We start from the raw sequence: 26,748 nt of genomic DNA on the forward strand, positions 1-26,748 counted from the left end.
AGATAAATGATGATGATTAAAAAGCGCTTTCTGGTCGTGGCCGGTCTTTCACTGCTGATTGCTCAAAGCTTACAGGCTGCACCGCTGCGCGTGGCGGCTGATCCCCTGCCGCACGCGGAAATCCTGGAGTATGTCAAAACTCTGGATCCAAAACTGGATATCAAAATTGTCGAGCTGAGCGGCGGCGTGAATGCCAATGAACTGCTGGCCGCCGGAGATGTCGATGCCAACTACTTCCAGCATCTGCCTTATCTGAAAGATCAGGAGAAAGCGCTGGGTAAAACCTTTGCCGTCGTTGCCAGCGTGCATATTGAGCCGCTGGGGATTTACTCGCGCAAGGTGAAATCACTGGCGGCGCTGCCAGAGGGTGCCAGCATTGCTGTGCCGAATAACACCACCAACCTGAGCCGTGCACTGTGGCTGTTGCAGGACAAAGGGGTGATCAAACTAAGCGCGAAGGGAGAGGCGGGTTCGACGCTGGTGACGCCGAAAGATATCAGTGAAAACCCGAAGAATATTAAAATCGTTGAGATTGAGTCGCCACAGCTGCCGCGCTCGCTGGATGATGTGGATGCCGCCGTGATTAATGGCAACTACGCGCTGGAAGCCGGGCTGACGCCTGCGAAAGATGCGCTGGGTCTGGAGTCCGCGGCCCATAACCCTTACGCCAACCTGCTGGTGACCACGCCTGAACGGGCTAAAGATCCGCGCGTGTTACAGCTGGCAAAAGATCTGCGCTCGCCGCAGGTGGCGGCGTTTATCCGTAAAAATTATCAGGGCTCTGTGATTCCGGTTGCGGACGAGCAGCATGATTAAAATCAGCCATCTCAGTAAACATTACGCTGGCGCACCTGCGCCAGCTCTGGACGACATCTCACTCACCATCGAAGAGGGCACCATCTTTGGCATCCTCGGACGAAGCGGGGCGGGTAAAAGCACGCTGCTACGCTGCCTGAACCGGCTGGAAAGCCCTTCCAGCGGGCGGATTGAGATTGACGGCCAGGATCTCGCCGCGATGAGCCTGGCGCAACTGCGTCAGCAGCGTCAGCAGATGGGGATGATCTTCCAGCACTTCAATCTGCTGCATTCGCGCAATGTACAGGACAACGTCGATCTGGCGCTGGAGATTGCCGGTGTGCGAGCGGCGGAGCGCCGCCAGCGTGTGGCCTCATTGCTGAAGCTGGTGGGGCTGGAATCGTCTGGCAAAGCCTGGCCGTCGCAACTCTCAGGTGGGCAGAAACAGCGTGTCGGCATCGCCCGTGCGCTGGCCGCCCGACCCCGTTATCTGCTGTGTGATGAGGCCACCAGCGCGCTGGACCCCGAAACCACCACCTCGATTCTCGATTTGCTTGCCGATATTCAGCAGCAGCTCAACATCACCATTGTGTTGATTACCCATGAAATGGCGGTGGTGAAGCGGATTTGTGACGGAGCGGCACTGCTGGAGAATGGCCAGCTGGTTGAAAGCGGCAGCCTGAGCCAGATCATGGGACGTGAAGAGGGACGCCTGCGCAAAATGCTGCTGAGGGATGGCGAAGCAGACCGGGCGTTTATCAAAAAATATCAGCATGAGGCATTAACCCGATGCGTAGCATGAGTAGTGAGCGGTTTCAGGAACTGCTGCTGAATGCCACTGGCGAAACACTGTACATGGTGCTGCTGGCGGCACTTTTCACGGTCGCGATAGGGCTGCCGGTGGGTGTGATGCTGTTTCTGACCCGGCCAAAAGGCATTCTGCCCAATCGTGGGATTTCACTGCTGCTGAATACGCTGGTCAATACCGGACGCGCGTTGCCGTTTGTGGTGCTGCTGATTGCGCTGATCCCCTTTACCCGTCTGCTGGTCGGCACCACGCTGGGCAGCACTGCCGCCATTGTGCCGATTACGCTGGGCGCGTTTCCTTTCTTTGCCCGCATTGTGGAGAACGCGCTGGATGAGGTCGATCGCGGCCGCATTGAAGCGGTGGTATCAATGGGCGGCACGCTGTGGCATATCGTCAGCCGTGTGCTGCTGCCGGAAGCGCTACCCGCACTGGTGGCGGGCGTTACCCTGACGATTGTGATGCTGATTGGCTTCTCGGCGATGGCGGGCGTGGTCGGTGGCGGCGGACTGGGTGATCTGGCGATTCGTTACGGTTATCAGCGCTTCGACAACCAGATCATGGCGGCCACCATTGTGGTGCTGCTGGCGCTGGTAATGCTGATTCAGAAACTCGGCGACCGGCTGGTGCGCTCACTGGCTTATCGTCGGTAGGTGTTATATCTGACGCTGGCACAGAGCTCTGCAAAATGTTTTTAACGGTGAACAGGAAGGCAGCATTTTATCCCGCCTGTGTTCAGACCATGTTGTGCGGACCCTTCCGGCATCAGGTGCGTTTAACCTGAGATGCGGTCTGCAAAAAGAGTTAACAGCGACGCTTGATAACCTACCAATAGTAACTTACCTTTAGTAGCTTAATGGCTGAACAGGTAAGGTGACGACGATGCATGCATTAATAGTGACTTCTCATCCCAATCAGGATGCGCATACCCACCGCGTGGCGGACCAGCTGGCGCAGGGCATTATCTCGACCGGCCAGCACACGGCTGAAAAAGCCGATCTGGCAGCTGAAAGATTTGATCCGCGTTTCACGCTCACCGACCACCGGCATTTCAACGGCCAGGCGGAGGCATCGCCGGATGTGCTGGCTGAACAGCAGCGGTTAAATCGCGCTGATGCGCTGGTGCTGGTCTATCCAGTTTACTGGTGGTCATTTCCTGCCCAGCTCAAAGGCTGGATAGATCGGGTTTTCATTGCCGGATGGGCCTTTGATGAACAGGAGGGTCGGATAGTGAAGCGCCTCAATCATCTTCCTGTGCATCTGATTGCAATCGGGGGCGCGGATACGCGAACTTTTCTGCGGCGCGGCTATTTCGGCAGCATGCGAAATCAGATTGATCACGGCATTTTTGACTACTGTGGCGCGCCGGTGGTGACCAGTGAACTGTTGCTAAGCGGCGATGAGGGTTATCCTGAGTCACACTATCAGCTGGCGCAGGCGTTGGGCCAGCGTCTGTTCCCCCATCAGGAAAAACATGACCGTTGAGAAAGTACCGCGGAAACGACTGTCACGTGAGGCCCGACGCAGGCAGTTGTCGGATGTCGCGTGGCAGATTTTGCAAACCGAAGGCAGCGAAGCGCTGACGCTGGCACGGGTCGGCGAAGCGGCGGGCGTCAGTAAACCGGTGGTTTACGATCATTTCACCACCCGTCATGGATTGCTGGCAGCGTTGTATGACGATTTTGATCGTCGCCAGACCGAGCGAATGGACGCGGCGATGAATGCTGCGCCGATGGTGATGCAGAAAAAAGCGGAAGTGCTGGCCGCCTGTTATGTGGATTGTGTGATGACTGAAGGACGTGAGATTCCAGAGTTGCTGTCAGCACTCAGCACCTCACCGGAACTGGCCGCCGTCAAACGCCACTATCAGCTCGATTTTATCGCCCGCTGTCAGCGCTGGTTTGCGCCCTTCGCTGGCAGCAGCGGGATACCAGAAGCAGGAATGTGGGGCTTGCTGGGGGGCGCGGATGCTATCGCCGCCGCCGTGACACGTGGCGATGTCGCTAAGCCGGAAGGCGAGCAGGCAATAACGGCCATGGTCGTCGCGCTGGTAACTGGCAGCCGTGCATCGGAGTCAGCGTAGGATAAAAAAGGCGGCCCGCAGGCCGCCGAATCATTCAACCACAACAGGCGTTGTGTAAGCAGTGGCAACGTACAATGATGATCGTTTAGCCTTTCACCCCGCCTGCGGTTAAACCGCTTACCAGCCAGCGCTGCGCCAGCAGGAACACCAGGGTGATCGGAATCGCGGAGAGCACCGCCGCGGCGGCAAAGTCTCCCCACAAATAGTTCTGCGGATTGAGATACTGTTGCATCCCGACCGCAAGGGTGTAGCTGTTGACGTCGCGCAGCAGCAGCGAAGCAACCGGCACTTCAGTGACCGCTGCGATAAACGCCAGAATAAACACCACCGCCAGAATCGGCACTGACAGCGGCAGCAGCACCAGCCGGAACGCCTGCCATGGTGTTGCGCCATCCAGCGCGGCGGCCTCTTCCAGTGATCCGTCGATGGTTTCGAAATACCCTTTAATCGTCCAGACATGCAGCGCGATGCCGCCCATATAGGCGAAGATTACGCCACCATGGGTATTCAGCCCGATAAACGGCAGATACTGACCGAGCCGATCAAAAAGCGCATAGAGCGCCACCAGTGACAGAACCGCCGGGAACATCTGGAATATCAGCATCCCTTTCAGCAGGCTGGCACGACCGGCAAAGCGCATACGCGCAAACGCATAGGCGCAGGTGGTCGAAAGTGCCACGATGCCTAGCGCGCTGATTGCAGCAATCTTGATCGAGTTCCATAACCATAACAGCACCGGAAAGGGCGGCGGTGTCACGCTTCCATCCGCATGTTCAACGCTGAAACCCAGCGCCAGCCGCCAGTGCTCCCAGGAGATCTGTTCCGGGATTAGGCTGCCGGTGGCGAAGTTACCGGATCGCAGTGAAATTGCGATAACCATGAGCAGCGGGAAGAGTATCGCCGCAATAAATACCAGCAGCAGCAGATGCGTGGTGAACAGACGCAGCCGTTGTGATTTGGGTTGTACCATAGCCATAACAACTCCTTAGTCGAACTTCATCCGCGAGGCTTTCAGGTTAATCACTGCCAGCGCACCCACCAGCAGGAAGATCAGCGTGGCGATGGCAGCCGCCAGACCAAAGTCCTGCCCGCCGCCGCCCTCAAAGGCGATGCGCCAGGTGTAGTTCACCAGCAAATCGGTATAACCGGCTGGCGTGGTCGTGCCAAGACGATCCGGTCCGCCGTTGGTCAGTAACTGTACCAGCACAAAGTTATTAAAATTGAAGGCAAAGCTGGCAATCATCAGCGGCATCAACGGCTTCAGCAACAGCGGCAGCGTAATCAGGAAGAAGTTCTGCAGCGGTCCTGCTCCGTCCATCGCCGAGGCTTCATAGAGATCATCGGGAATCGCTTTCAGCAGTCCCATGCAGAGGATCATCATGTAGGGATAGCCCAGCCAGGTGTTGACGATAATCAGCATGGTGCGTGCCAGCGTGGGATCGCTGAACCACGCAGGCTTCACGCCAAATAGCGCGCTAAGCATCACGTTGATCTCCCCAAAGCTCTGGTTAAACAGTCCTTTGAAAATCAAAATCGAGATAAACGCCGGTACCGCATAGGGCAGGATCAGCATCACCCGATAGATCGCTTTGCCGCGTAACGCTTCCCACTGCACCAGACAGGCCAGCACCATCCCGACGGCTACGGTCAGCACCACCGTGATGAGCGAGAAAAGCAGCGTCCAGCCAAATATCGCCAGGAACGGCTTCTGAATCCCTTCATCAGTAAACACCCGCACGAAGTTCTTCCAGCCGGTATTCACGGTAAATCCGGGGCTTAAGGTTTCGTTGCCCCACTTATTGTCCGCGTTCACGGCCTGATAGAAGCCGGTCTGCGGATTGGCGCGGTAATGCGTGCCGCTCTGCTGGTTGATCAGTTCATCTTTTGCGCCAACCCGATAGAGCGGCTGGGTGCCGGAGAACTGGCGGAGCGAACTCATGCGCAACTGACGCCCATCCGGCAACTCAGCGCGGATCTGGCTCAGTGCCTGGCGGTTAGTCGTGATAACCCTGAACGTCGCCCGTTCGCCAGCGGGTGGCGTCGCCGGGGCCATTTTCAGCGTCTGTTCCGGGCCAAACTGAAACGGCGGCGAGACAAAGTCTGCTTTGCCATCGTTCAGCACCAACTGCCAGCGATCGCCAGCCGGAAACAGTGAGAAACTCACTGCTTCACCCGCCTGGAATGTGCGGCCCAGCAGTACCTGCTGCGCCCGCTCAAAGGTGAGCTGGTTGGTGCTACTGTAGTTGGTAAAGGCGATAGCGATGGTGCAGGCGAGGGGGAACAACACAAACAGCGACATTCCTGCCACGCCGGGATAGACATAACGCCACGCATAGGCGCGACGATTAGCAAAAATCCACAGCCCGGTTGCACTGAGGATCAGCGTCAGCAACGCAAACAGATATTCACCCTGCGCGTACATCAGTATCAGCAGATAGCCGACCAGCAGACAGCCGATTCCGATGAGAACGCCTTTCAGCAACAGACTGTGCGTTTTCGGTTTTCCTGACATGATGCGGTTTTCCTTAACGGTCACTCAAGCCGGGGATAACCCCGGCATGGGATTATTACTTCTTCAGGCGGGCCTGGGCATCTTTAAGCGCGGCGTCAACACTCTGACGACCGCCCAGCGCATTCAGCGTGGCGGTGCGCATCGCGTACCAGAAGGCCGCCATCTGCGGGATGTTTGGCATGATGTCGCCCTGTTTAGCGTTGCTCATGGTGGCGGCGATACGCGGATCTTTTTCCAGCGTCTGCTGGTAGGATTTCAGCGCCACGGCACCCAGCGGCTTGTCTTTATTAACCGTTTCCAGTCCGGAATCGGTCAGCAGATAGTTCTCCAGGAACTCTTTCGCCAGCTCTTTGTTTGGACTGGCGGCGTTGATCCCGGCACTCAGCACACCGACAAAGGCTTTCGACGGTTTGCCCTTCAGCGTGGGCAGTTCAGTAACGCCATAGTCGATGCCGCTCTTGTCCAGGTTGCCCCACGCCCACGGACCATTAATGGTCATGGCGGTTTCGCCTTTGTTAAAGGCGGCCTCAGCGATGGAGTAGTCGGTATCCGCATTCAGCGTTTTGGCTTTGACCTGATCGACCAGGAACTGCATGCCCGCTTTCGCGCCGGCGTTATCGACGCCGACATCCTTCACGTCATAGTGTCCGTCGGTGAGTTTAAAGGCGTAGGCACCGCCCGCGGCCAGCAGTGGCCAGGTGAAGTAGGGTTCCTGCAGGTTGAACATAATCGCGCTCTTGCCTTTGGCGCGCAGTTGCTTATCAAGACCGGCAATCTCTTCCCAGGTTTTCGGCGGGTTCGGCAGCAGCTTTTTGTTGTAGATCAGTGACAGCGCCTCAACCGAGATCGGATAGCCAATCAGCTTGCCGTCGAAGCGTACCGCGTCCCAGGTGAACGGGAAGATCTTCTCGCGGAAGCTGGCATCCGGCGTGACCTCCGCCAGCAGGCCCGACTGCGCGTAGCCGCCAAAGCGGTCATGTGCCCAGAAGATAATGTCCGGGCCATCGCCGGTCGCCGCGACCTGCGGATACTTCTCTTCCATTTTGTCAGGATGTTCGACCGTGACTTTAATGCCGGTCTCCTTCTCAAATTTCTTACCCACGTCGGCAAGGCCGTTGTAGCCCTTGTCACCGTTAATCCAGATGACCAGTTTGCCTTCCTCAATTTTTGCCATTGCGCTTGCTGAAAAGAGCACAGCAGAGAGGGCAGAAAGGGCCAGAATGCGTGCTCCGGTTTTCGTCGTCATAAATCCATCCTGTTAGCGGAAGTGGTGAATGCTCTGTCGGCATCATTGTGCGTATCCACACCGGCATCTCATCCTCCTCCGCTCTACGCCCCTCAGCCTGCCTCTGTGATCCCACTGGCAAAAAGCGCCTTAAGCGGGTGCTTAAGCGGCAAAACAATCTTCGGGTCTGCGTTAGCGATCACAAAAAAGCGTGGCAAGGCGCGGGCTGACGCGTCAGCCCGTGTTTCTCCTCCTCCCGACTCCTCCCCCAGCAGTTTGCGTTACGGCGGAGGATGTTACCGATTGTTTCCTCTCGCATAGTGAGCCCCGGAACCCGTCTGCCGCTGAGCAGACACGATTATGCAGCTAAGAGGGAAGGGATCATGGCGAGCGTTGTGTTACGCAATGTCACGAAAGCCTGGGGCGAAACAGTGGTGTCGAAAGATATCGATCTCACTATTCGTGAAGGGGAATTTGTTGTATTCGTCGGCCCATCAGGCTGTGGAAAATCGACACTGCTGCGCATGATTGCCGGTCTGGAAACCATCACCAGCGGCGAGCTGTTAATCGGCGACCAGCGAATGAATGAAGTGCCACCTGCTGAACGCGGCATTGGCATGGTGTTTCAATCCTATGCGCTCTATCCACACCTCTCCGTGGCGGAAAATATGTCTTTTGGCCTGAAGCTGGCCGGAGTGAAAAAAGCGGAGATCCATCAGCGCGTCAATCAGGTGGCAGAGATCCTTCAGCTGGCGCATCTGCTTGATCGCCGGCCTAAGGCCCTTTCCGGTGGGCAGCGTCAGCGCGTGGCAATTGGCCGTACGCTGGTGGCCGAACCCCGCGTCTTCCTGCTGGATGAACCGCTGTCAAACCTGGACGCCGCGCTGCGCGTCCAGATGCGCATTGAGATCTCCCGTCTGCATAAGCGCCTGAAACGCACCATGATTTATGTGACCCACGATCAGATCGAAGCGATGACGCTGGCTGACAAGATCGTGGTGCTCGATGCCGGGCGCATTGCGCAGGTCGGCAAACCGCTTGAGCTTTACCACTATCCCGCTAACCGCTTTGTCGCCGGATTTATCGGCTCACCCAAAATGAACTTCCTGCCGGTCAAAGTGACCGCCACCGCCATCGATCAGGTTCAGGTACGACTGCCGAATCAGCAACTGGTCTGGCTGCCGGTTGACAGCGCCGGCGTGCAGGTTGGCAGCAATATGTCACTGGGTATTCGCCCGGAACATCTGCTCTCCAGCGATATCGCCGACGTTACCCTGGAAGGGGAAGTGCAGGTGGTGGAACAGCTGGGGCATGAAACACAGATCCACATCGAGATTCCCGCTATCCGTCAAAACCTGGTCTACCGCCAGGAGGACGTCGTGCTGGTGAAAGAGGGCGCCATCCTCGGTATTGGCCTGCCGCCCGAGCGTTGTCACCTGTTCCGTGAGGACGGGAGCGCGTGCCGCAGGCTTTATCAGGAGCCGGGTGTATAGCCCTGCCAAAAACAATAAAAGCAATGACCTCAGGAGATAGAAAATGTTAACTCTGCGCAAACTTCCCATTGCCGTTGCCGTCGCGGTGGGCACCCTCTCCGCCCCGACGATGGCGGTTGATTTTACCGGTTACGCCCGTTCCGGCATTGGCTGGACAGGTAGCGGTGGCGAACAGCAATGTTTCCAGGCCACTGGCGCCCAAAGTAAGTACCGTCTGGGCAATGAATGTGAAACCTACGCTGAACTGAAATTAGGCCAGGAAGTGTGGAAAGAGGGCGACAAGAGCTTCTATTTCGACACCAACGTGGCTTACTCCGTGGCACAGCAAAATGACTGGGAAGCGACCTCACCCGCTTTCCGTGAGGCTAACGTCAAAGGTAAAAACCTGATTGATTCGCTGCCAGGGTCGACCATCTGGGCCGGTAAGCGTTTCTATCAGCGTCATGACGTCCACATGATCGACTTCTACTACTGGGATATCTCGGGTCCGGGTGCCGGTCTGGAAGATGTGGATCTCGGCTTCGGTAAACTCTCTTTCGCCGCAACCCGTTCGTCTGAAGCGGGCGGCTCGTACACCTTCTCCAGCGACCGTATCCGTGACTTCGCCACCAGCACCGCCAACGACGTGTTTGATGTGCGTCTGGCCGGACTGGAAACCAACCCGAACGGCGTGCTGGAACTGGGTGTCGATTATGGTCGTGCCAATGCCCGTGACGGCTATCGCATTGAAGATGGCGCATCGAAAGATGGCTGGATGTTCACGGCTGAACATACCCAGAGCATGCTGAAAGGTTACAACAAGTTTGTGCTGCAATACGCAACAGATGCGATGACTTCGCAGGGCAAAGGCGTGCCGCAGGGCACCAACCTCAATAACAACGGCAAGATGTACCGCGTGCTTGACCACGGTGCCATTTCGCTGGCAGAACGCTGGGACCTGATGTATGTCGCTATGTACCAGAACATCGATCTGGACAATAACCGGGGTACCGACTGGTACACCGTAGGTGTGCGCCCGATGTACAAATGGACGCCGATCATGAGCACATTGCTGGAACTGGGCTATGACAACGTAAAATCGCAGCAGGCTAATGAGCGCAACGGCCAGTACAAAGTGACACTGGCACAGCAGTGGCAGGCCGGTGACAGCATCTGGTCACGTCCGGCGCTGCGTCTGTTCGCAACCTACGCCAAATGGGATGAGAAGTGGGGCTACAACAAAGATGCCTCGGGCGATCTCACCTCCTTCGCCTCTGCGGACTCTACCGGCAACGGCATCCTGACCAACAGCCGTGGTAAAGATGACGAAGTGACCTTCGGCGCGCAGATGGAAATCTGGTGGTAAACCAATCCCTGTTCTGACGGGCGCGCCCCTGCGCCTGATGGATCACTTTGGTCGCGGTGTGCCATTGCCTGGTTCACGCCGCGACCTGCAATAAGGTACGCATAATGAAAATGAAAAAGCTGGCTGCACTCTGCCTGAGTGCGGCGTTACTGACAGGACATGCGCTTCCCGCCCTGGCGGAGGTCAATCTGGTGCCGCAGGATCTCTCTTCTGCACCGGTCGTCGCACCTGAATCCCTCCAACGCCTGAGCTGGCAGCCGCTGGCGGCCTCTCAGACGCAGACTACAAAACTCGTCAACAGTGGACAGACGCTGAATGCACCTCACATTGCCGGGCCGGTCGCGGCTTACAGTCTGCCGGCAAATATCGGCGAACTGACGCTGACGCTGAGCAGTGAAGTGGCAAACGGTAAGGTTTTCGCACCGAACGTGCTGGTGCTGGATGAAAACCTGCGTCCTGCGGCCTGGTTCCCCAGCCGCTATTTCACTTATCAGAAGCCGGGCGTAATGGCGGCAGATCGGCTGGAAGGGGTGATGAAATTGACCCCGGCGCTGGGTCAGCAAAAAATCTACCTGCTGGTGTTTACCACCGACAGCGATCTGACCCAGACCACCACGCTGCTCGATCCAGCCAAGGCCTACGCAGAGGGCACTGGCCATGCCGTGCCGGATATTCCCGATCCGGTCGCCAGCCACAGCCGCGAAGGCACGATCAAGCTGAAGATGCAGACCAGTTCCGGCTCCTCGATTCTTGTCGGACCGCTGTTTGGTTCATCCGGCGCGAGTGCCGTCACCGTCGGCAATACTGCACCTGCGGCAGCGTACAGCGCAGCACCAGCGCCTGCACCGGCTGCAGCGCCCGCGCCAAAAGCCCGTGCGGAACCGATCATGAGCGACACCGAGAGTTACTTTAACCAGAAGATCACCCAGGCGGTGAACAGCGGCAATATCGACAAGGCGCTGAAACTGCTGGATGAAGCCGAGCGGCTGGGTTCCACCTCTGCACGGCAGACCTTTATCAGTAGTGTTAAAGGCAAGGGGTGAAGCTGCCCCGACGCTATTGATGTTGTCCCATCTGGTGCGCTGCGGCGCACCTTTTTTTGTTGTGGAGATCCTGATTGCAGTTTTTTTTGTGTGGCTTTACGCATTGCGTAAGTCAGGCTGTGGGCAATAGCGTTCGATGAATATAGGCTTCCTGAGCTGTTTCAGGGATGAATTTTCTGGCCATTTCAGGCGAAGTTACATGGCAACTCAGACCCGAAATATCTTTCTGAAATCATGGGTATCGTGATGGCGGGTGAACCTGGGGTTATCACCCGTCGGAGTATTTCTGCTGCTGTGCATATCAGCCGCGAAGAGTGTGATATCTGGCAGGAAGTAAAACAGGGTGTCACTTTTCAGGCGATACGGAAAAGAGTAATCAGAAACTTTTAATGGTGACTGAGTAACAAAACAGTCGTGGTTGTCGCGATCAATGCATTTGCATTGCCAATGCACTTGCATTACTGTTGCGTTATCTTGTTTTTCCTGATGAGAATCTGAAATGGGAACGCTGACTCATACCAACATCTCTCTGCGCGCTACATCAAAACTGACAGCCCGCAGCCAGACCACTATCCCTGCCGCAGTTCGTGATGCGATGAATCTGCAACCTGGTGAGAATATCGAATACGCTGTTCTGCCTGGCGGCAAAGTCCTTATTACCCGTCAGGAAACGGTGACTGATGATGATCCGGTAATGGCGAGCTTTCTGAGTTTTCTTGCTGCTGATATGTGCAACACGCCTGCAAATATTAAAACGCTGGATCGAGGATTATTAACTCGCATTACTTCATTGACCGAAGGTATGGACGTTGATTTGGATGCTCCACTCATGGACGATGAGTAATCAGGTATGGAAGATGGCACGGTTATAAATGGATGGCACGTTTATGTTCATCCCTGTTTTGAATCACAGCTGATTGCGCTGACCAATGAAGTGGAGTCACTCAGGGCTAAATATCCTGAAAGTTACCAGCGAAAAGCGACGACTAAGCTTTTAGCCGCGGTGTTTAAGGTTATCAATAGTGAGATTTGCGCCGATCCACATCATGCAAAGTTTCGCCAGGGCGATACGCTGGGAGAACAAAATAAGCATTGGTTCCGTGCGAAGTTTTTAATGCAGTATCGTTTGTTCTTTAGATTCAGCGAACAACATAAAACCATTATCCTTGCATGGATGAATGACGCCGAGACCAAACGTGCCTATGGCAGTAAACGTGACGCTTATAAAGTATTTTCAGGAATGTTGCATAACGGCTACCCACCAGACGACTGGGCATTGCTGTTAAAGCAATCTCAGGATTGGGATAATACAAACTCGTAAGTGTCATAAATCCTGACCACGATCCTGTTTGTGTTTTCAGACGCCTTGCTCATGGGTAATTCATCTCTGATTAAAGGCGCTGAGTAAAATAGCAGCGTGCGAGCCGTTGGCGGCCCGCACGCTGTAATAACTGAAAATTATGTAAATCAGGCGGCGTCAGACACGCGTCTGAGTCACGCGTTAATCTTCAACCACGCACTGACCGCTTCCGTCGCGCCGTCAAATCGTGCAACAACCCTTGGGTCTCCGAATTACTGAACAGCGCCTCCAGCGGCACGCTCAGCTTGCGTCGCCAGTTTGGGTATTCGTCGCTGGTGCCGGGAATATTGACCGGCGCGGCCATATCCAGCCAGTCCTCCGGTTGCAGTCCCAGCAGGGCGCTGTGACTGTCGGCCAGATAGCGCTGCATCGCCTGATTCAATGCCTTGCTCATACCGGTACGGCGTGCATCACGTCCGGCACGTTTCGGCAGCGCGCCCACGCGATGCAAACTGTTCAGCAGCGCCTGCTTTGCCCTCGTTCGTTCCTGATACAGTCCGGCCAGCACCACTTTGTCCGGATAAAGACCGAGTTGTGCGCCAGTTGTCAGATCGTCACTTTGCCACCAGCCGCGCAGCGTGGGGAGATCATGGGTGGTAGCAACTGCCATTGCCTGCCGTGGCCAGCTGGCGGGCGGGCGAAAACCGGCTTCTGACGTCTGTTCGAACCAGAGCACTTTATAGGAGTAAACCCCGCCATCCCGCAGCTTATCGACAATCGCCTCCGGCACGGTGCCGAGATCTTCGCCAATCACCATGCATTGATGACGCTGGCTTTCCAGCGCCAGAATCGCCAGCAAATCGTCAATCGGGTAGTGCACATACGCCCCGTGCCTCGCGCCTTCGCCAGCGGGAATCCACCACAGCCGCATTAGCGCCATCACATGATCAATACGCAGTGCGCCGCAGTGGCGCATATTGGCGCGCAGCAGGGCAATCCACGGCTCCCAGGCACGCTGACGCATCACCTGCGGATCCATGGGCGGCAACCCCCAATCCTGACCGCGTGGGCCGAGAATATCAGGCGGTGCACCGATGCTGGCCTTCATGCAGTAAAGATCCCGCTCGCTCCAGGTCTCTGCGCCACCCTGCGCGACGCCCACCGCCAGATCGCGGTATAGGCCAATCGGCATCTGCTGCTGCTGGCAGCTGTTCCAGCAACTTTCAAACTGCTGTGCGGCCAGCCACTGCAACCACAGCCAGAAACGCACCTGATCCTCATGCTGTTTCAAAAAGGTCTGCACCGCCGGGCTGTCTGGATGCTGTAGCGCCTCCGGCCAGACCGGCCAGCCCCAGCGCCCGCTATCCTGCGCCATCTGGTCGGCATGCAGCGCATCAAACAGCGCCTGATGCTGCAGGCTTTCGCCACCTTCCTGGATAAACGCATTAAACGCCTGCACCTCAGGATCAGCGGCATCACGCTGGATAAACTGCGGCCACGCCAGGCTCAGCGCCTGAATTTTCAGCCGGGTTACCGCGGCATAATCGACCCATTCAGTTGCGCGAGCCTGCGCCAGCGTCTGCTGCGTTTCGGGCAGTTGCCACCAGGTTTGCGCGACCGCGCTCAACTGAAAGTCAGTGACCGCGTTCACATCGATGTAAAGCACATTGAGCCAGCGCCGGGACGAAGGACTGTAAGGGCTGGCACTCTCCGGGCTGGAGGGAAACAGTGCATGAATAGGGTTGAGGCCGATAAACGCGCCACCACGTGCGGCGATTTCCGCTAGCATCCGGCGCAGATCGCCAAAGTCACCAATACCCCAGTTCTGCGCAGAACGCAGGGTGTAGAGCTGCACGCAGGCGCCCCACAATGATTCACCCTTCAACAGTGCCGGCGGTTCATAGCAGCGCGCCGGGGCGATAATCACCCGGCACGACCACTGCTGCGTGCCCTGTTGCAGCGTCAGCTGATGATAGCCTTCGGGCAGCGGCGGCAGATGCAGTGGCTGCGCGGGCTGGCAGCGACCCGAGCTCATCTCACCCGACTCGTGGGTGAGATGCCAGTGTGCATCGTCACTCAGCTGTGGCGACAGGCTCAGCAGATCGCCGCTGCGGAAAATCACCACGGGTGGCAGCGGCGTGCTCAGCGGATGCGGAGGCTGCATCACCGCCAGCAAACGCTGGCGGGTCAGGGTCGGGATCGCCTGTGGCTTGCCGTGCGCATTGATATACTCAGCAGCGATGCCCGCCAGGGAAAAATCATCCATAACCGGATCTGTTTTCATGGCGTTCCTTAGCGTTTCGCTTGCCAGATGCGTTGCTGATAATCGCGGATTGCGCGATCGGAACTGAACATGCCACAGCGGGCAGTATTCAGGATGGTGGCACGCGTCCAGGCCTCCTGATCGCTCCACAGCCGTTCAACCTGCGCCTGCGCGTCCAGGTAGGGCTGGAAGTCAGCCAGAACAAGATAAGGATCGCCGCCTTCCGGGCCGAGACTGTGCAGCATCGCGTCAAAAGCGTGGAGGTCGCCCTGGCTGAAGGTGCCATCTTCAAGCGCCTTTAACACCTGATTGAGCTGTGGATCTTTTTTGCGCCACTGATCCGGGGCATAGCCGCCCGTTTTTAACGCCACCACCTGTTCCACGGTATGCCCAAAGATAAAGATATTTTCGCTGCCGACCTGTTCGGCGATCTCGACGTTTGCCCCATCCAGTGTGCCGATGGTCAGCGCACCGTTAAGCGCCAGCTTCATGTTGCCGGTGCCGGAGGCCTCTTTACCGGCAGTAGAAATTTGTTCAGAAAGGTCGGCGGCCGGAATCAGGCGCTCGGCGACGGAGACGTTGTAATCGGGAATAAACACCACCTTCAGGCGGTCGCCGATGCGCGGATCCTGATTGATCACTTCGGCCACTTTGTTGATGGCGTAGATGATGTTTTTCGCCAGCGCATAGCCCGGCGCGGCTTTGGCACCAAACAGCACCACGCGCGGTGCACGGTTCGCCTGCGGATCGGTGACCAGCGTCTGCCACAGTGCAATGATGTGCAGCAGGCTCAGATGCTGACGTTTGTACTCATGCAGGCGCTTAATCTGCACATCAAACAGCGCGGTGGGGTCGATCTCAATGCCGGTCCGTTGTTTGACCCACTGCGCCAGCGCGACTTTGTTCTGCTGCTTGATGGCGCGATACTCCGCGTGGAACACGGCGTCATCCGCAAAGGCTTCCAGCCCCTGTAAGGCATCGAGATCGTTCAGCCAGGGCTTTTGCAGCGTTCGGCTAATCAACGCACTCAGCGCCGGGTTGCACTGATTAATCCAGCGGCGCGGTGTAATGCCATTGGTCACGTTATGGAATTTTTCCGGCCACATCTGGTGATATTCCGGGAAGAGATCCTGCACTACCAGTTTTGAGTGCAGTGCCGCCACACCATTGACCGCGAAGCCGCTGGTGACGCAAAGGTTGGCCATGCGGAGCTGATTATTGTGCACCAGTGCCAGTTTTGCCCATTTTGCGTCATCATCCGGCCAGCGTGCGGTGACTGCCGTTTTCAGCTGCGCGTTCAGGGTATTAATGATCATCATATGGCGCGGTAGCAGGCTGCGCACCAGTCGCACATCCCAGCATTCCAGCGCTTCCGGCATCAGCGTATGGTTGGTGTAGGCAAAGGTGTGCTGGGTGATCTGCCAGGCGCGATCCCAGCTAAGCTGATGCTCATCCAGCAGCAGACGCATCAGCTCCGGGATCGCCAGCGTCGGATGGGTGTCGTTAAGCTGGATCACTTCATGGTCAGCCAGGGTTTCGATGTTGCGTCCGGCCAGATGGTGACGACGCAGAATGTCAGCCAGCGCACAGGCGCACTGGAAATATTGCTGCATCAGACGCAGTTTTTTACCGTTCTGATGATTGTCATTGGGGTAGAGCACTTTGGTGAGTTTTTCTGCATCAATGCCCTGTTGCTCCGCACGCAAAAAATCGCCGTCGTTAAAGCGGCTGAGGTTGAACGGCTGAGCATGTTTCGCCTGCCATAAACGCAGTGGCTGGCTGATGCCATTCTCATAACCTACTACCGGTAGATCCCAGGCCTCCCCGACCAGTTCAACTGCCGGTTGCCACTGCGGCTCACCTTCGACACTGATCACTTTACCGCCCAGACCGACGCGCACGTTCAGCGCAGCGTTATGGTTAAACCACGGATAGCGATCGCGCTGCCAGTCATCCGGCCCTTCAATCTGGGAGCCCTGTTCGAAACGCTGGCGGAAAAGACCATATTGATAGTTCAGACCATAGCCCGTGGCAGGCTGACCCACATTTGCCATAGAATCCAGAAAACAGGCCGCCAGGCGACCCAGACCGCCATTGCCCAGCGCCGGATCGGTTTCGTTTTCCAGCACGTCGGTGAGTGAGACATTCCAGGCGGCCAGCGCATTATTCACCGCGTCATACCAGCCCAGATTCAGCAGATTGTTGCCGGTCAGGCGACCCATCAAAAACTCCATCGACAGATAGTTAACATGGCGCAGTTCAGTTGTAGCCGGGCGACCTGGCTGCGCCGCCAGCATATCGGCCAGTGCACCGCTGAGGGCCTGCCACCACTGCGACGGGTTCATCTCCTGCGCGTCGTGCAGGCCAAAACGCTGCCACTGACGGGTCAGGGCAGCAGTAAACTGAGTCGGGTTAAAATCGGGCTGTGTCATGATTGATGTCCTGAAAAAAAGAAAGTGGGTCAATGTGGTCACAGTGTGCCCGGGCGGAAATCATCACTCATCCTCCCGAAAAGGATTAGGGCAGGAGGATAGGGAGGGTGGAGAGAATGAGGCTATTCCTAAATCGTTGAAGGAGTGTGATTGCGCACGCTTTTGTAAAGTTTAGTTAATGGGTTTGCTTGCATTCATCAGACGAAATGCTGAACCTGTGTAAGGAATAATTACGAAGCGTAAAATAATGATGCGCTCGACGAATGGAGAAACGCGCGCCCATGTTAATACCCGCCAAACTCAGCCGCCCGGTCCGTCTTGAAGGCACCGTCATCCGTGAAAGATTGCTGCAAAAGCTCACCGCTGCCGGTAACTATCGGCTGGTCCTGGTCACCAGTCCGGCAGGTTACGGCAAAACCACACTGGTATCTCAGTGGGCGGCGGGAAAGCGCGATCTGGGCTGGGTATCTCTGGACGAGGGCGACAATCAGGCGGAACGCTTTGTCGATTACCTGATAGCTGCACTGCAACAGGCCACACATGGCGGCTGTCCCCGCACTGAGCTGCTGGCGCAGAAGCGGCAATATGTGAATCTCAATGCACTGTTTTCTCAGCTTTTTATCGAACTGGTGGAGTGGCAGCAGCCGTTGTGGCTGATTGTTGATGACTACCATCTCATCACCAATCCGGTCATTCATGACGCGATGCGCTTTTTCCTGCGTCATCAGCCGGAGAATCTGACGCTGATTCTGATGTCGCGTAACCTGCCGCAGCTGGGTATCGCTAACCTGCGGGTGCGTGAGCAACTGATTGAACTGGGCAGCCAGCAGCTCGCATTTACACATCAGGAAGCGCGCCAGTTCTTTGACTGCCGTCTGTCGGCGCCGCTGGAAAGCGAAGAGAGCAGCCGCCTTTGTGATGATGTCGCAGGCTGGGCGACGGCACTGCAACTGATTGTGCTGTCGGCACGACAGGGTGCCAGCTCTGCGCAGCATTCAGCCCGGCGGCTTTCAGGTATTAATGCCAGCCATCTCTCTGACTATCTGGTGGAAGAGGTGCTGGATAATGTCGATCTCTCCACCCGCCATTTCTTACTCAAAACTGCGCTGCTGCGTTCAATGAACGATGAGCTGATAGCCTGCGTAACCCACGAAGATAACGGCCAGATGCGGCTGGAGGAGATTGAACGTCAGGGGTTATTTCTGCAGCGCATGGACGATTCCGGCTGCTGGTTCAGCTACCATCCGCTGTTTGGGAACTTTCTGCGTCAGCGCTGTCAGTGGGAGCTGGCCGCAGAGCTGCCTGCGCTGCATCGGGCTGCGGCTGAAAGCTGGATGGCGCAGGGGTTTCCTGGCGAGGCGATTCACCACTCGCTCGCCTCCGGTGACGCGAGCATGCTGCGGGATGTGCTGCTGAAGCACGCCTGGACGCTGTTTAATCAGAGCGAACTGCCGTTACTGGAGAACTCCCTGAAAGCGCTGCCGTGGGAGATGATGCTGGAGAATCCTATGCTGGTGCTGCTGCAGGCGTGGCTGATGCAGACCCAGCATCGCTTTTCTGAAGTCGATAGTCTGCTGGCACGTTTTGAACAGGCCAGCCGCTGCGAGATTGATGCCGCTCTGCGCGGTGAATTTAATGCGTTGCGCGCCCAGGTGGCGATCAACGATGGCAATACCGACGAAGCGGAGCGGCTGGCGAAAGTGGCGCTCGACACCCTGCCAGCCAGCCGTCACTACAGCCGTATTGTGGCGACCTCAGTACATGGCGAAGTGATGCACTGCAAAGGTGAGTTAGATGATTCACTCAAGCTGATGCGTCAGACCGAACAGATGGCACGTCGCGATGAGGTTTGGCACTACGCGCTCTGGAGCATGATTCAACAGAGCGAGATTCTGTTTGCTCAGGGCTTTTTGCAGGCCGCCTATGAGATCCAGAGCCGCGCCTTTGTGCTGGTGGAAGAGCAGCATCTGGCGCAGTTCCCGCTGCATGAGTTTCTGCTGCGCATTCGCGCTCAGCTGTTATGGGCCTGGGGCCGACTGGAAGAGGCAGAGCAGGCGGCGCGCGAAGGGATCAACGTGCTGAACGGTTACCAGCCGCAACAGCAGATTCAGTGTCTGGGACTGCTGGTGCAGTGCTCACTGGCGCGCGGCAACATTGATAACGCCCGCAGCTACCTGAACCGTCTGGAAAACCTGCTGAACAACGGCAACTGGCACAGTGACTGGATCGCCAATGCCGATAAGGTTCGGGTGATCTACTGGCAGATGACCGGCGACAGCCAGAACGCACGCGACTGGATGCGGCAGACACCCAAACCCGCTTTCGCTAACAACCATTTCCTGCAGGGACAGTGGCGTAACATTGCCCGTGCACAGATCCTGCTGGGTGATGTCAGCCAGGCAGAAGTGGTGCTGGAGGAACTGAATGAGAACGCCCGTGCCCTGCGCCTGATGAGCGATTTAAACCGTAATCTGCTGCTGCTGAATCAGATCTACTGGCAGACTGACCGCAAAGCGGAGGCGCAGCGTGTGCTGATTGAGGCGCTGAAACTGGCACGCAGCACCGGATTTATCAGCCATTTTGTCATTGAAGGCGAGATGATGGCGCAACAACTGCGGCAGCTGATTCAGCTAAATACTCTGAATGAGCTGGACAGTCACCGCGCCCGCCGCATCCTGCTTGAAATTAATAAATATCATCGACATAAGTTTGCCCATTTCGATGAAGGTTTTGTCAGCCGGTTGCTCAACCATCCTGACGTGCCGGAACTGATCCGCACCAGTCCACTGACGCAGCGTGAGTGGCAGGTGCTGGGCCTGATCTATTCAGGATACAGCAACGATCAAATCGCCGGGGAACTGGCGGTGGCATCCACCACCATCAAAACGCATATCCGTAATCTCTACCAAAAACTGGGCGTCTCTCATCGCAGCGAGGCAATGAATCAGGTGCAGGCGCTGTTAAAAATGATGGGCTATGTCTGAGAATAGCGGGCGATTATTCATCGATTGTTGAAAATTGCCCAGGCATAAGGCTGTTCTGATGTAAAACCCGCACAGGAAACCGACGCAGGTTAAAGGCGCCTGACAAGGTCTGGAAGAGTTCTGGAAGAGTAAAGCAGAGCGGGAGTGTGCTGTGGTGAACTGGTTGAAGTGCTTCCCGATCTGCGTCCCGAGCCGCTTAGCGCGTATTTGTGGTCGCGCACCGCCGCAATCTGTCGCGGCGTATCAGGGCTTTTATGCACTGGACAGAAGACATTTTAAAACCCTATTTTGACTGATTACATGCGCGATATTTACGCCAGATACGAAGAGACGAGGCAAAGGAAAAGCTTAATCGTGCAGGTCACGCTGCGCTTTTTCTGATGGTTTGCTTAATCTGATGATAAAATCGCAAATGAGCGTGTAAGCTGAGATAAATATCAGGGCCGCTATAAATTGTAGTGATTGAAGTTTGTTAACATTTGTAACTGCTGCTGTGCTAACATTTCGACGTTTATTCAGGTTTCCTGCCGTGTGTAGTATTACTGGAACGCAGTATGATAGATAAATATCAAACCCATCACGATGTCGCTGTACTGCTTCTGCTACGACACATCTGCACAATCGTCCTGACGTTTCTTCTGCTCATCGTCATTCCTCATTTAGCCTGGGCCGAAATACAGGATGGCAAAGCTAATCGCATTGTCAGTGGTATTATCAGTTTCACCCACTGGCCGGGTGTGAAACGACCAGAATTATGTGTTTTATCTTCAGCGCGACATCTCTCTTTACCGGAAAATACTGCGTCTTCAACCGCGACATTTACTGTTGTGTATCTTGCTTCTGTTAACGACTTCAGTATGCACCGATGCGATGCTGTTTATTTCGGCGATCAGACGCCCCAGCAGCAGGTTGACTCTCTGCAGCATTTTACAGGAAGGGCCGTTCTTAGCCTCGCGGAGAATAATGCGGAGTGTACGGTAGGTGCCGCGTTTTGCATGATTTTTCAGCCTAATCATACGCATTTTTCCGTTAACCTCGATTCCCTTGCCAGAAGCGGTGTCAGGGTGAGTCCTGATGTGCTTTTGCTCTCCCGCGAGGGAGGCGAATAAGATGAAATTTGATAAATTAAGACATGATAAATCGTCCATCCGCAATAAACTGCGGAAGATAAGCACCATCAACGCTGCAGTGATACTCCTGCTGTGCTGGTTATTGCTCTCATCAACGTCGCTGCTGTTTATTAAAAAATATGAGAAACGAAATCTCGAGTTAATCGGTTCGACGCTAAGTACTACGCTAACTGCGGCTACCGTTTTTGCCGACAGCTACGACGCACGTAATAAAATTGAACGGCTTGGCAATGAAGGCATGTTCGCTTCCGCGAAGCTGGTTACCCGTGATCACATTGTTCTGGTTCAGTGGAATGCACAACAGGAACCGTCGGGTTGGTATTCACGCTTACTGCGCGAGTGGATTTATATCAAACCTCTTAACGTCAATATCATTCATGCTGATGCTGTCGTCGGGACGTTGACGCTGGAAGGCACGGTGACCGGCGCGTTAAACTTCCTTCGTTACTCATTTATGATTCTTAGCAGCGGCATGCTTTGTGTGCTGGTTATCTCGCTTCTGCTGAGTGAATTTCTGCATCGGGGTATGGTTGCAACACTGCGCACCATTACCAGCTCAATTCACTATGTGATTCATTCTGGTGATTTTTCACTGCGAATTCAGGGTGGCCCAATTAAAGAGTTTCAGCTCTTTTCAGACGATCTGAATTCACTGCTTAAGGAAATGCAATCGCTGAAGGCTTCGCTTATGCGTGATAATCGCTCGCTGGCCGCTAAAGCGCTGGAAGACCCGCTGACCGGCCTTGCCAACCGCACTGCATTTTCCGCCCGGCTGACACAACTCCTCGCTCTGCAATCTGCCAATGAGCGCTTTGCGCTGTTATTCCTCGATGGCGATCGTTTTAAGAGCATTAATGATAACTGGGGACATGCCGCCGGGGATGAGGTATTGAAAGCGATAGGATCGCGCCTTTTATCACAGGCATCTGAACAGGATCTGGTTGCCCGATTAGGCGGAGATGAATTTGCCATGCTGGTGAGCAGCCGGACCCGTGATGAGCAATTGAAGCAACTCATGCTGAATATTCATGATGCCATCAGCGAGGAAATCAGTATTGCAGAAGGTTTGCCGATAAAAACCTCAATGACCATCGGATATGCGTGGTCACAACAGGGTGATACGGTTGAATCGATCCTCGAACGTGCTGATATGAATATGTATAAGAATAAGCGAAAAAATAAAGTTTAATGAAGGCGTGAACGAGACGTGAATATGAAAAAGAATATTTCCCTGATGCTCCTGACTCTGGCTTTGGTGGGTTGTCAGTCTAAAGAGCATTTTAGTGAGGCACAAATCGCCGCGATGACAAGTGCTGGATTTACCCGAAATAGTGAAGGCTGGGGGTTGGGATTATCCGATAAAATCCTGTTTGGTGTTAACGAATCAGAACTGACTCCCTCAAGCAAAAGTAATATTCAGGGGATGGCGAAAAACCTGGCATCGACCGGTATTGAGCATGTGCGCATCGATGGGCACACTGACAATTATGGCAAACCCGATTATAACCAGCAGCTGTCGTTGAAAAGAGCGAATGCCGTAGCGGCACAGTGGGCGGAAGGTGCGTCGATACCCCGTGGAAATATTGTTACGCGTGGATTGGGGATGAGTGCTCCGGTTACCAGCAACAATAGCGCGCAAGGGCGTGCTCAAAATCGCCGCGTGGCCATTGTGATCACAGCACCATGATAAACCAGCGGCCAACGCCTGCTTTGTCGTCGGATTTACCTGCGCGTGACCATGCGCTGACTATGGGAAAAGATGAACGCACGGCGGAGTCCGCCATGCGTTGTTTTTATCAGCGATAAAACGCCGGTTTAACCGACATCTTAACCGGCACAATCTCGCCAGAGGTTTGTGCCGCGACACAGGCATCGGCCGCGACTGCTGCCGCGTAACCATCCCACGCCGAGGGACCCGTCATCTCACCGCTGATGACGTTGTTGATAAACGCCTGTAGCTCCACGTCATAGGCATCGATAAAGCGTTTTTTCCAGTCGGTCAAAATGGTAGTCGAGAGTTTTGCCGCGCTGCGTGTCTGCACAGAAACGGGCTCCGGCAGGCGGGCAACGCCGCGTTCACCCACCACTTCACACTGAATGTCGTAGCCATATTCACAGTTCACAAAGATTTCGACATCAATACGCGCGCCTTTGGCTGTCTCCAGCAGCACGATTTGTGGATCGCGCAGATGTGACGATGCCTTGCGGGTTTTGCGTGGGAAGATCACCTGTACGCTGGCGTAGTCATCATTCAGCAGCCAGCGCAGCACATCGAGTTCGTGGATAAGCGTATCGGTGATTGCCATGTCGGTGGTGTAACTGTCACCCACTTCCGGATTACGGTGTGCGCAATGCAGCATCAGCGGTTCACCAATCTCACCGCTGTCGATGACCGCTTTTAGCGCACGGTAGCCGCTATCATAAGGGCGCATAAAGCCGACCTGCACCAGCTGCCGTCCCGCCTGAATCTCCGCTTCAACAATATTCATACAGCCCTGAGCGGTGACCGCCAGCGGTTTTTCGCAGAACACCGCTTTGCCCGCTTCGATACAGGCCAGCACAAAGGCTTCATGTGTCGGACCCCAGGAGGTGACCAGCACCGCATTCACCAGCGGATCGTTAATGAGATCCAGCGCATTGTCATAAATGCGTGCTTCCGGCGTCAGCTCATTCACAATCTGCTGGCAGTTGTCGCGGTTGATGTCGTTGAGCGCCACCACGCGCGCATTCTGTAACACTGTGCTGCAACGACGGATATGTTCGCGGGCGATTGCGCCGGTGCCGATAACACCAATGTTAATTGTCATGATGAATCCTTTAAGCTGAGTGATTTAACAAACGAATGCTGTCGCGTATTTCGCGGATGATGTCCGCTTCCTGCCAGCTGTTCATTACCGACGAGAAAGGTTCAAAAGCGTAAAGGCCGCTGTAGCCCATCTTCTCCAGCCGCTCAACCTGTTGCTTACTGTGCAGGCGGTCGTCCGCGCTGAGCATGATGCGCTCTTCGTCGGTGAGCTGGCTGACCGGGCGTGGGTCAGTGACGCCGGAGAGGTGCACCAGCCCGATCTGACCGATATCGATCTCCTGGTCAAAAGTCTGTTCCGCATCCTCAAACAGATGATGATGGAAGGTATCGATCAGTAATCTGAACGGCACGCCTGCTTCATGAATCAGTGTCTGCGCCTGAGTTGCCGAACGTAGTGAGCTCTGAGGAAAGCCCAGCGGCTCGACCAGTCCCTGAATACCTGCGTCGGCGAACAGCGGTGCCAGGGTTTTCAGTGCAGCGACGGTATCGGCTGCGCTGATGGGCGTACCGTCATTGAGCGGACAGAGCACCAGCGATTCCGCGCCAACTGCCTGCGCATCGCTTAATAACTGGCGGGCGCGCTGTAGTACCTCTTCATTCAGCTGGTTAAACGGATAGAGCGCATTGATAGTGACAATACGAATACCTGACTCACGCGCCAGGGCCCTGACGTCGTCACCGCTGAGATCGTCGGTAACGCGTCCGCTGGGCATATCATTACGCAGCTCGACATTATGAATACCCAGCTGGCTGACGAGGTTAAAAAATTGCGGAAGGGTGAGGCTGGGCGCTATTTTACGGTTGATGCAAAAGCGCGCGTTGGGAATATTCAGGCTCATAACAATTTCCTTGAACGTAGGGTGTCGGTGTTAATAGCAATCGGGTCGTCAGCGTCATGACGCGGGCCGTTATTTTTTTACTGCGCAGCAGGCACTATTTTTTGCCGTTATAAAGCGCATAGAAATAGTGCTCGACCTGCTCAAGACTTCTTCCCCGGGTCTCGGGAATAAACTTCACAACAAAAACAGAACCGCCGATGCCGATGGCCGCGAATATGAAGAAGGCACCAGCCAGACCAAATGCGGCTAATAACAGCGGGAAGGCCATAGAGATGGCAAAATTAGCGATCCACAGTGAGAAGACCGCGCCGCCCATACAGATGCCGCGCATCCGCGCAGGGAAGATTTCTGACAGTAGTAACCAGGTCACCGGTGACAACGCGCCCTGCTGAAAGCACAGAAACATCAGCATGCCCGCCAGCACCAGATACGCCCGCAGCAGATTGACGGTTCCATTGAGGTATTCCGGCATTAGCCAGCAGACCAGCCCGATAAAGAAAAGGCAGCAGGTGCAGCCCATCTGTCCAATTAACACCAGAGGGCGACGGCCTACTTTGCCGATTAACCAGATACCGACCAGCGTCATCACCACCGAAATCACGCCATTGGCGATGGTGGCAAACAGCGCCGCATCATTGCTCAGTCCGGCAGCGGTCAGCATGGTCGGCGCGTAATACATGATGGTATTGACGCCGGTCAGCTGCTGAATGGCGGCGATGCCCACGCCCAGCAGGAAAATTTTCATCAGCCAGGGCGTCGCAAGATCGCGCAGGCGGCCTTTGCCACGCTGGCGGTTCTCTTCGATGGTTTCCTCAATCTCTCCCAGTTCCCACTCAATATCTTCAGCGGCGCGGGTCTTTTCCAGCACCTCACGGGCGGCCTGACTGCGGCCTTTCATTACGTGCCAGCGTGGGGTTTCTGGCATAAATATCATGCCGATCCAGAGCAGAACGGCGGGAACAATCGATAGCGCGAGCATCCAGCGCCAGGTGTTTTCACCGCCCCAGATGTCGTTAAACGTGGCGTTTGAGATGTAGGCCAGCAACTGACCGCTGACAATCATCAGCTCCTGCAGGGTAACCAGCTGGCCGCGTTTGTTAGCGGGTGCGATTTCCGCGATGTAGACCGGCACGGTGGCTGCCGCGCCGCCCACGGCAAAGCCCAGGAACAGACGCGAGGCGATCATCCAGGTGACGTCCGGTGCCAGGGCTGATCCCACCGCACCCAGAGCAAAAATCAGCGCCAGTGCGATGATAATGCGTCGTCTGCCCAGGCCATCTGCCAGATGGCCGGCCGCCAGTGCGCCGAAGGCCGCGCCAAACAGCAGGGAGCTGGTCACCAGTCCCGTTGTAAACGGTGTGAGATGCAGATCGCCACGCATAAATAGCAGCGCACCCGAGACCACACCGGTGTCATAACCAAATAGCAACCCACCTAAAGTGGCAACCAACGCAATAATCTTCACAAAAGGCTCGGTGCGGGTGGCGCTATTGGGACCGGAGGCCGGGTTCGACGAAATATAAAGTTCTTTTTCCATGAATACTCCTGGTCATTACGGCAAAGACAAAACGTCAGAACATGAAGAAGCCATCACCCTACTGATATTTTTATTTCGGGTTAAATTATATTTGAAACTTAGTTTTCATTATGTGAGCTCAACCCTTTCGCCTTTTTTATTTTGATTGGATTCCAT

Annotated in this window: 22 protein-coding genes and 1 pseudogene; 15 read left to right on the forward strand and 8 right to left on the reverse strand. The window is 55.5% G+C overall.

From position 1 onward, the window contains the following. Nucleotides 1-12: 12 nt before the first annotated feature. The 5 genes from EE896_RS20550 to EE896_RS20570 all read left to right on the forward strand — a co-directional run bounded on the left by EE896_RS20550 (nucleotide 13) and on the right by EE896_RS20570 (nucleotide 3,683). Nucleotides 13-816 (forward strand): MetQ/NlpA family ABC transporter substrate-binding protein, encoded by an 804-nt coding sequence (locus EE896_RS20550; RefSeq protein ID WP_140034042.1) that lies wholly within the window; start codon nucleotides 13-15, stop codon nucleotides 814-816. Then, on the forward strand, nucleotides 809-1,597 hold the full coding sequence (locus tag EE896_RS20555; RefSeq protein WP_052250677.1) for a methionine ABC transporter ATP-binding protein: 789 nt from the start codon (nucleotides 809-811) through the stop codon (nucleotides 1,595-1,597). The genes EE896_RS20550 and EE896_RS20555 overlap by 8 nt, the downstream gene beginning before the upstream one ends. Continuing rightward, nucleotides 1,585-2,253 (forward strand): methionine ABC transporter permease, encoded by a 669-nt coding sequence (locus tag EE896_RS20560; protein ID WP_008924728.1) that lies wholly within the window; start codon nucleotides 1,585-1,587, stop codon nucleotides 2,251-2,253. Before EE896_RS20555 ends, EE896_RS20560 begins: the two co-directional genes overlap by 13 nt. Before the next feature lie 229 nt (nucleotides 2,254-2,482). After that, nucleotides 2,483-3,085, forward strand: a complete 603-nt coding sequence (locus EE896_RS20565; RefSeq protein WP_003851520.1) for an NAD(P)H-dependent oxidoreductase — start codon at nucleotides 2,483-2,485, stop codon at nucleotides 3,083-3,085. Beyond that, nucleotides 3,075-3,683, forward strand: coding sequence for a TetR/AcrR family transcriptional regulator (locus tag EE896_RS20570; RefSeq protein WP_003851519.1), 609 nt, complete (start codon nucleotides 3,075-3,077; stop codon nucleotides 3,681-3,683). The genes EE896_RS20565 and EE896_RS20570 overlap by 11 nt, the downstream gene beginning before the upstream one ends. 85 nt (nucleotides 3,684-3,768) lie before the next feature. Here the strand turns inward: EE896_RS20570 and malG are convergent, their stop codons facing one another. The 3 genes from malG to malE are packed head-to-tail and all read right to left on the reverse strand — an operon-like array spanning nucleotide 3,769 to nucleotide 7,441. Further along, nucleotides 3,769-4,659 carry a maltose ABC transporter permease MalG gene (gene malG / locus EE896_RS20575; protein ID WP_003851518.1) on the reverse strand — a complete coding sequence of 297 codons (891 nt, stop codon included), beginning with the start codon at nucleotides 4,657-4,659 and terminating at the stop codon, nucleotides 3,769-3,771. Between the two features lie 9 nt (nucleotides 4,660-4,668). Further along, a complete protein-coding gene (malF, locus tag EE896_RS20580; RefSeq protein ID WP_140915936.1) occupies nucleotides 4,669-6,195 on the reverse strand; it encodes a maltose ABC transporter permease MalF in 1,527 nt (508 codons plus the stop codon). A 55-nt stretch (nucleotides 6,196-6,250) separates the two neighbouring features. Further along, on the reverse strand, nucleotides 6,251-7,441 hold the full coding sequence (gene malE / locus EE896_RS20585) for a maltose/maltodextrin ABC transporter substrate-binding protein MalE (protein WP_140915935.1): 1,191 nt from the start codon (nucleotides 7,439-7,441) through the stop codon (nucleotides 6,251-6,253). Nucleotides 7,442-7,803: 362 nt separating this feature from the next. Here malE and malK point away from each other — a divergent pair, with 362 nt between their 5' ends. From malK to EE896_RS20610, 5 genes are all read left to right on the forward strand, one after another. Then, the gene (malK, locus tag EE896_RS20590; protein ID WP_003851511.1) at nucleotides 7,804-8,913 is read left to right on the forward strand and encodes a maltose/maltodextrin ABC transporter ATP-binding protein MalK; all 1,110 of its coding nucleotides are present in this window, start codon (nucleotides 7,804-7,806) and stop codon (nucleotides 8,911-8,913) included. 43 nt (nucleotides 8,914-8,956) lie between these two features. Then, on the forward strand, nucleotides 8,957-10,258 hold the full coding sequence (locus EE896_RS20595) for a maltoporin (protein ID WP_105099698.1): 1,302 nt from the start codon (nucleotides 8,957-8,959) through the stop codon (nucleotides 10,256-10,258). Between the two features lie 104 nt (nucleotides 10,259-10,362). Continuing rightward, nucleotides 10,363-11,301 carry a maltose operon protein MalM gene (gene malM / locus EE896_RS20600; RefSeq protein WP_140915934.1) on the forward strand — a complete coding sequence of 313 codons (939 nt, stop codon included), beginning with the start codon at nucleotides 10,363-10,365 and terminating at the stop codon, nucleotides 11,299-11,301. Nucleotides 11,302-11,800: 499 nt separating this feature from the next. Then, nucleotides 11,801-12,145: a type II toxin-antitoxin system PrlF family antitoxin gene (locus EE896_RS20605; protein WP_140915933.1), complete on the forward strand. Its 345-nt coding sequence runs from the start codon at nucleotides 11,801-11,803 to the stop codon at nucleotides 12,143-12,145. A gap of 6 nt (nucleotides 12,146-12,151) precedes the next feature. Further along, a complete protein-coding gene (locus EE896_RS20610; RefSeq protein ID WP_140915932.1) occupies nucleotides 12,152-12,622 on the forward strand; it encodes a type II toxin-antitoxin system YhaV family toxin in 471 nt (156 codons plus the stop codon). A gap of 187 nt (nucleotides 12,623-12,809) precedes the next feature. Here EE896_RS20610 and malQ read toward each other — a convergent pair whose 3' ends face one another. Both malQ and malP read right to left on the reverse strand, forming a co-directional pair. Beyond that, a complete protein-coding gene (gene malQ / locus EE896_RS20615) occupies nucleotides 12,810-14,885 on the reverse strand; it encodes a 4-alpha-glucanotransferase (RefSeq protein WP_140915931.1) in 2,076 nt (691 codons plus the stop codon). Between the two features lie 8 nt (nucleotides 14,886-14,893). After that, a complete protein-coding gene (gene malP / locus EE896_RS20620; protein WP_140915930.1) occupies nucleotides 14,894-17,296 on the reverse strand; it encodes a maltodextrin phosphorylase in 2,403 nt (800 codons plus the stop codon). Nucleotides 17,297-17,577: 281 nt separating this feature from the next. Here malP and malT point away from each other — a divergent pair, with 281 nt between their 5' ends. The 5 genes and pseudogenes from malT to yfiB all read left to right on the forward strand — a co-directional run bounded on the left by malT (nucleotide 17,578) and on the right by yfiB (nucleotide 23,097). Next, nucleotides 17,578-20,280: an HTH-type transcriptional regulator MalT gene (malT, locus tag EE896_RS20625; protein ID WP_140915929.1), complete on the forward strand. Its 2,703-nt coding sequence runs from the start codon at nucleotides 17,578-17,580 to the stop codon at nucleotides 20,278-20,280. 153 nt (nucleotides 20,281-20,433) lie between these two features. Continuing rightward, nucleotides 20,434-20,576 (forward strand): annotated as a pseudogene (locus EE896_RS22745) (transcriptional regulator); the annotation flags it as partial. A gap of 258 nt (nucleotides 20,577-20,834) precedes the next feature. Further along, the gene (gene yfiR / locus EE896_RS20630) at nucleotides 20,835-21,389 is read left to right on the forward strand and encodes a regulatory sequestration protein YfiR (protein WP_140915928.1); all 555 of its coding nucleotides are present in this window, start codon (nucleotides 20,835-20,837) and stop codon (nucleotides 21,387-21,389) included. A gap of 1 nt (nucleotide 21,390) precedes the next feature. Further along, nucleotides 21,391-22,599 carry a diguanylate cyclase DgcN/YfiN gene (gene dgcN / locus EE896_RS20635; RefSeq protein WP_140915927.1) on the forward strand — a complete coding sequence of 403 codons (1,209 nt, stop codon included), beginning with the start codon at nucleotides 21,391-21,393 and terminating at the stop codon, nucleotides 22,597-22,599. 24 nt (nucleotides 22,600-22,623) lie between these two features. Further along, on the forward strand, nucleotides 22,624-23,097 hold the full coding sequence (yfiB, locus tag EE896_RS20640) for an outer membrane lipoprotein YfiB (protein WP_140033857.1): 474 nt from the start codon (nucleotides 22,624-22,626) through the stop codon (nucleotides 23,095-23,097). Nucleotides 23,098-23,206: 109 nt separating this feature from the next. On the opposite strand, the gene iolG is transcribed toward yfiB, so the two are convergent. The 3 genes from iolG to EE896_RS20655 form a co-directional block, all read right to left on the reverse strand. Beyond that, nucleotides 23,207-24,217, reverse strand: a complete 1,011-nt coding sequence (gene iolG / locus EE896_RS20645) for a bifunctional inositol 2-dehydrogenase/D-chiro-inositol 1-dehydrogenase (protein WP_140915926.1) — start codon at nucleotides 24,215-24,217, stop codon at nucleotides 23,207-23,209. Nucleotides 24,218-24,227: 10 nt separating this feature from the next. Next, nucleotides 24,228-25,055, reverse strand: coding sequence for a TIM barrel protein (locus tag EE896_RS20650; protein ID WP_039661396.1), 828 nt, complete (start codon nucleotides 25,053-25,055; stop codon nucleotides 24,228-24,230). A gap of 94 nt (nucleotides 25,056-25,149) precedes the next feature. Continuing rightward, nucleotides 25,150-26,592 carry a sugar porter family MFS transporter gene (locus EE896_RS20655; protein ID WP_140915925.1) on the reverse strand — a complete coding sequence of 481 codons (1,443 nt, stop codon included), beginning with the start codon at nucleotides 26,590-26,592 and terminating at the stop codon, nucleotides 25,150-25,152. Nucleotides 26,593-26,748 lie beyond the last annotated feature (156 nt).

The sequence above is a fragment of the Pantoea eucalypti genome, assembly GCF_009646115.1.
GTDB classification, from domain to species: Bacteria; Pseudomonadota; Gammaproteobacteria; order Enterobacterales; family Enterobacteriaceae; genus Pantoea; species Pantoea eucalypti.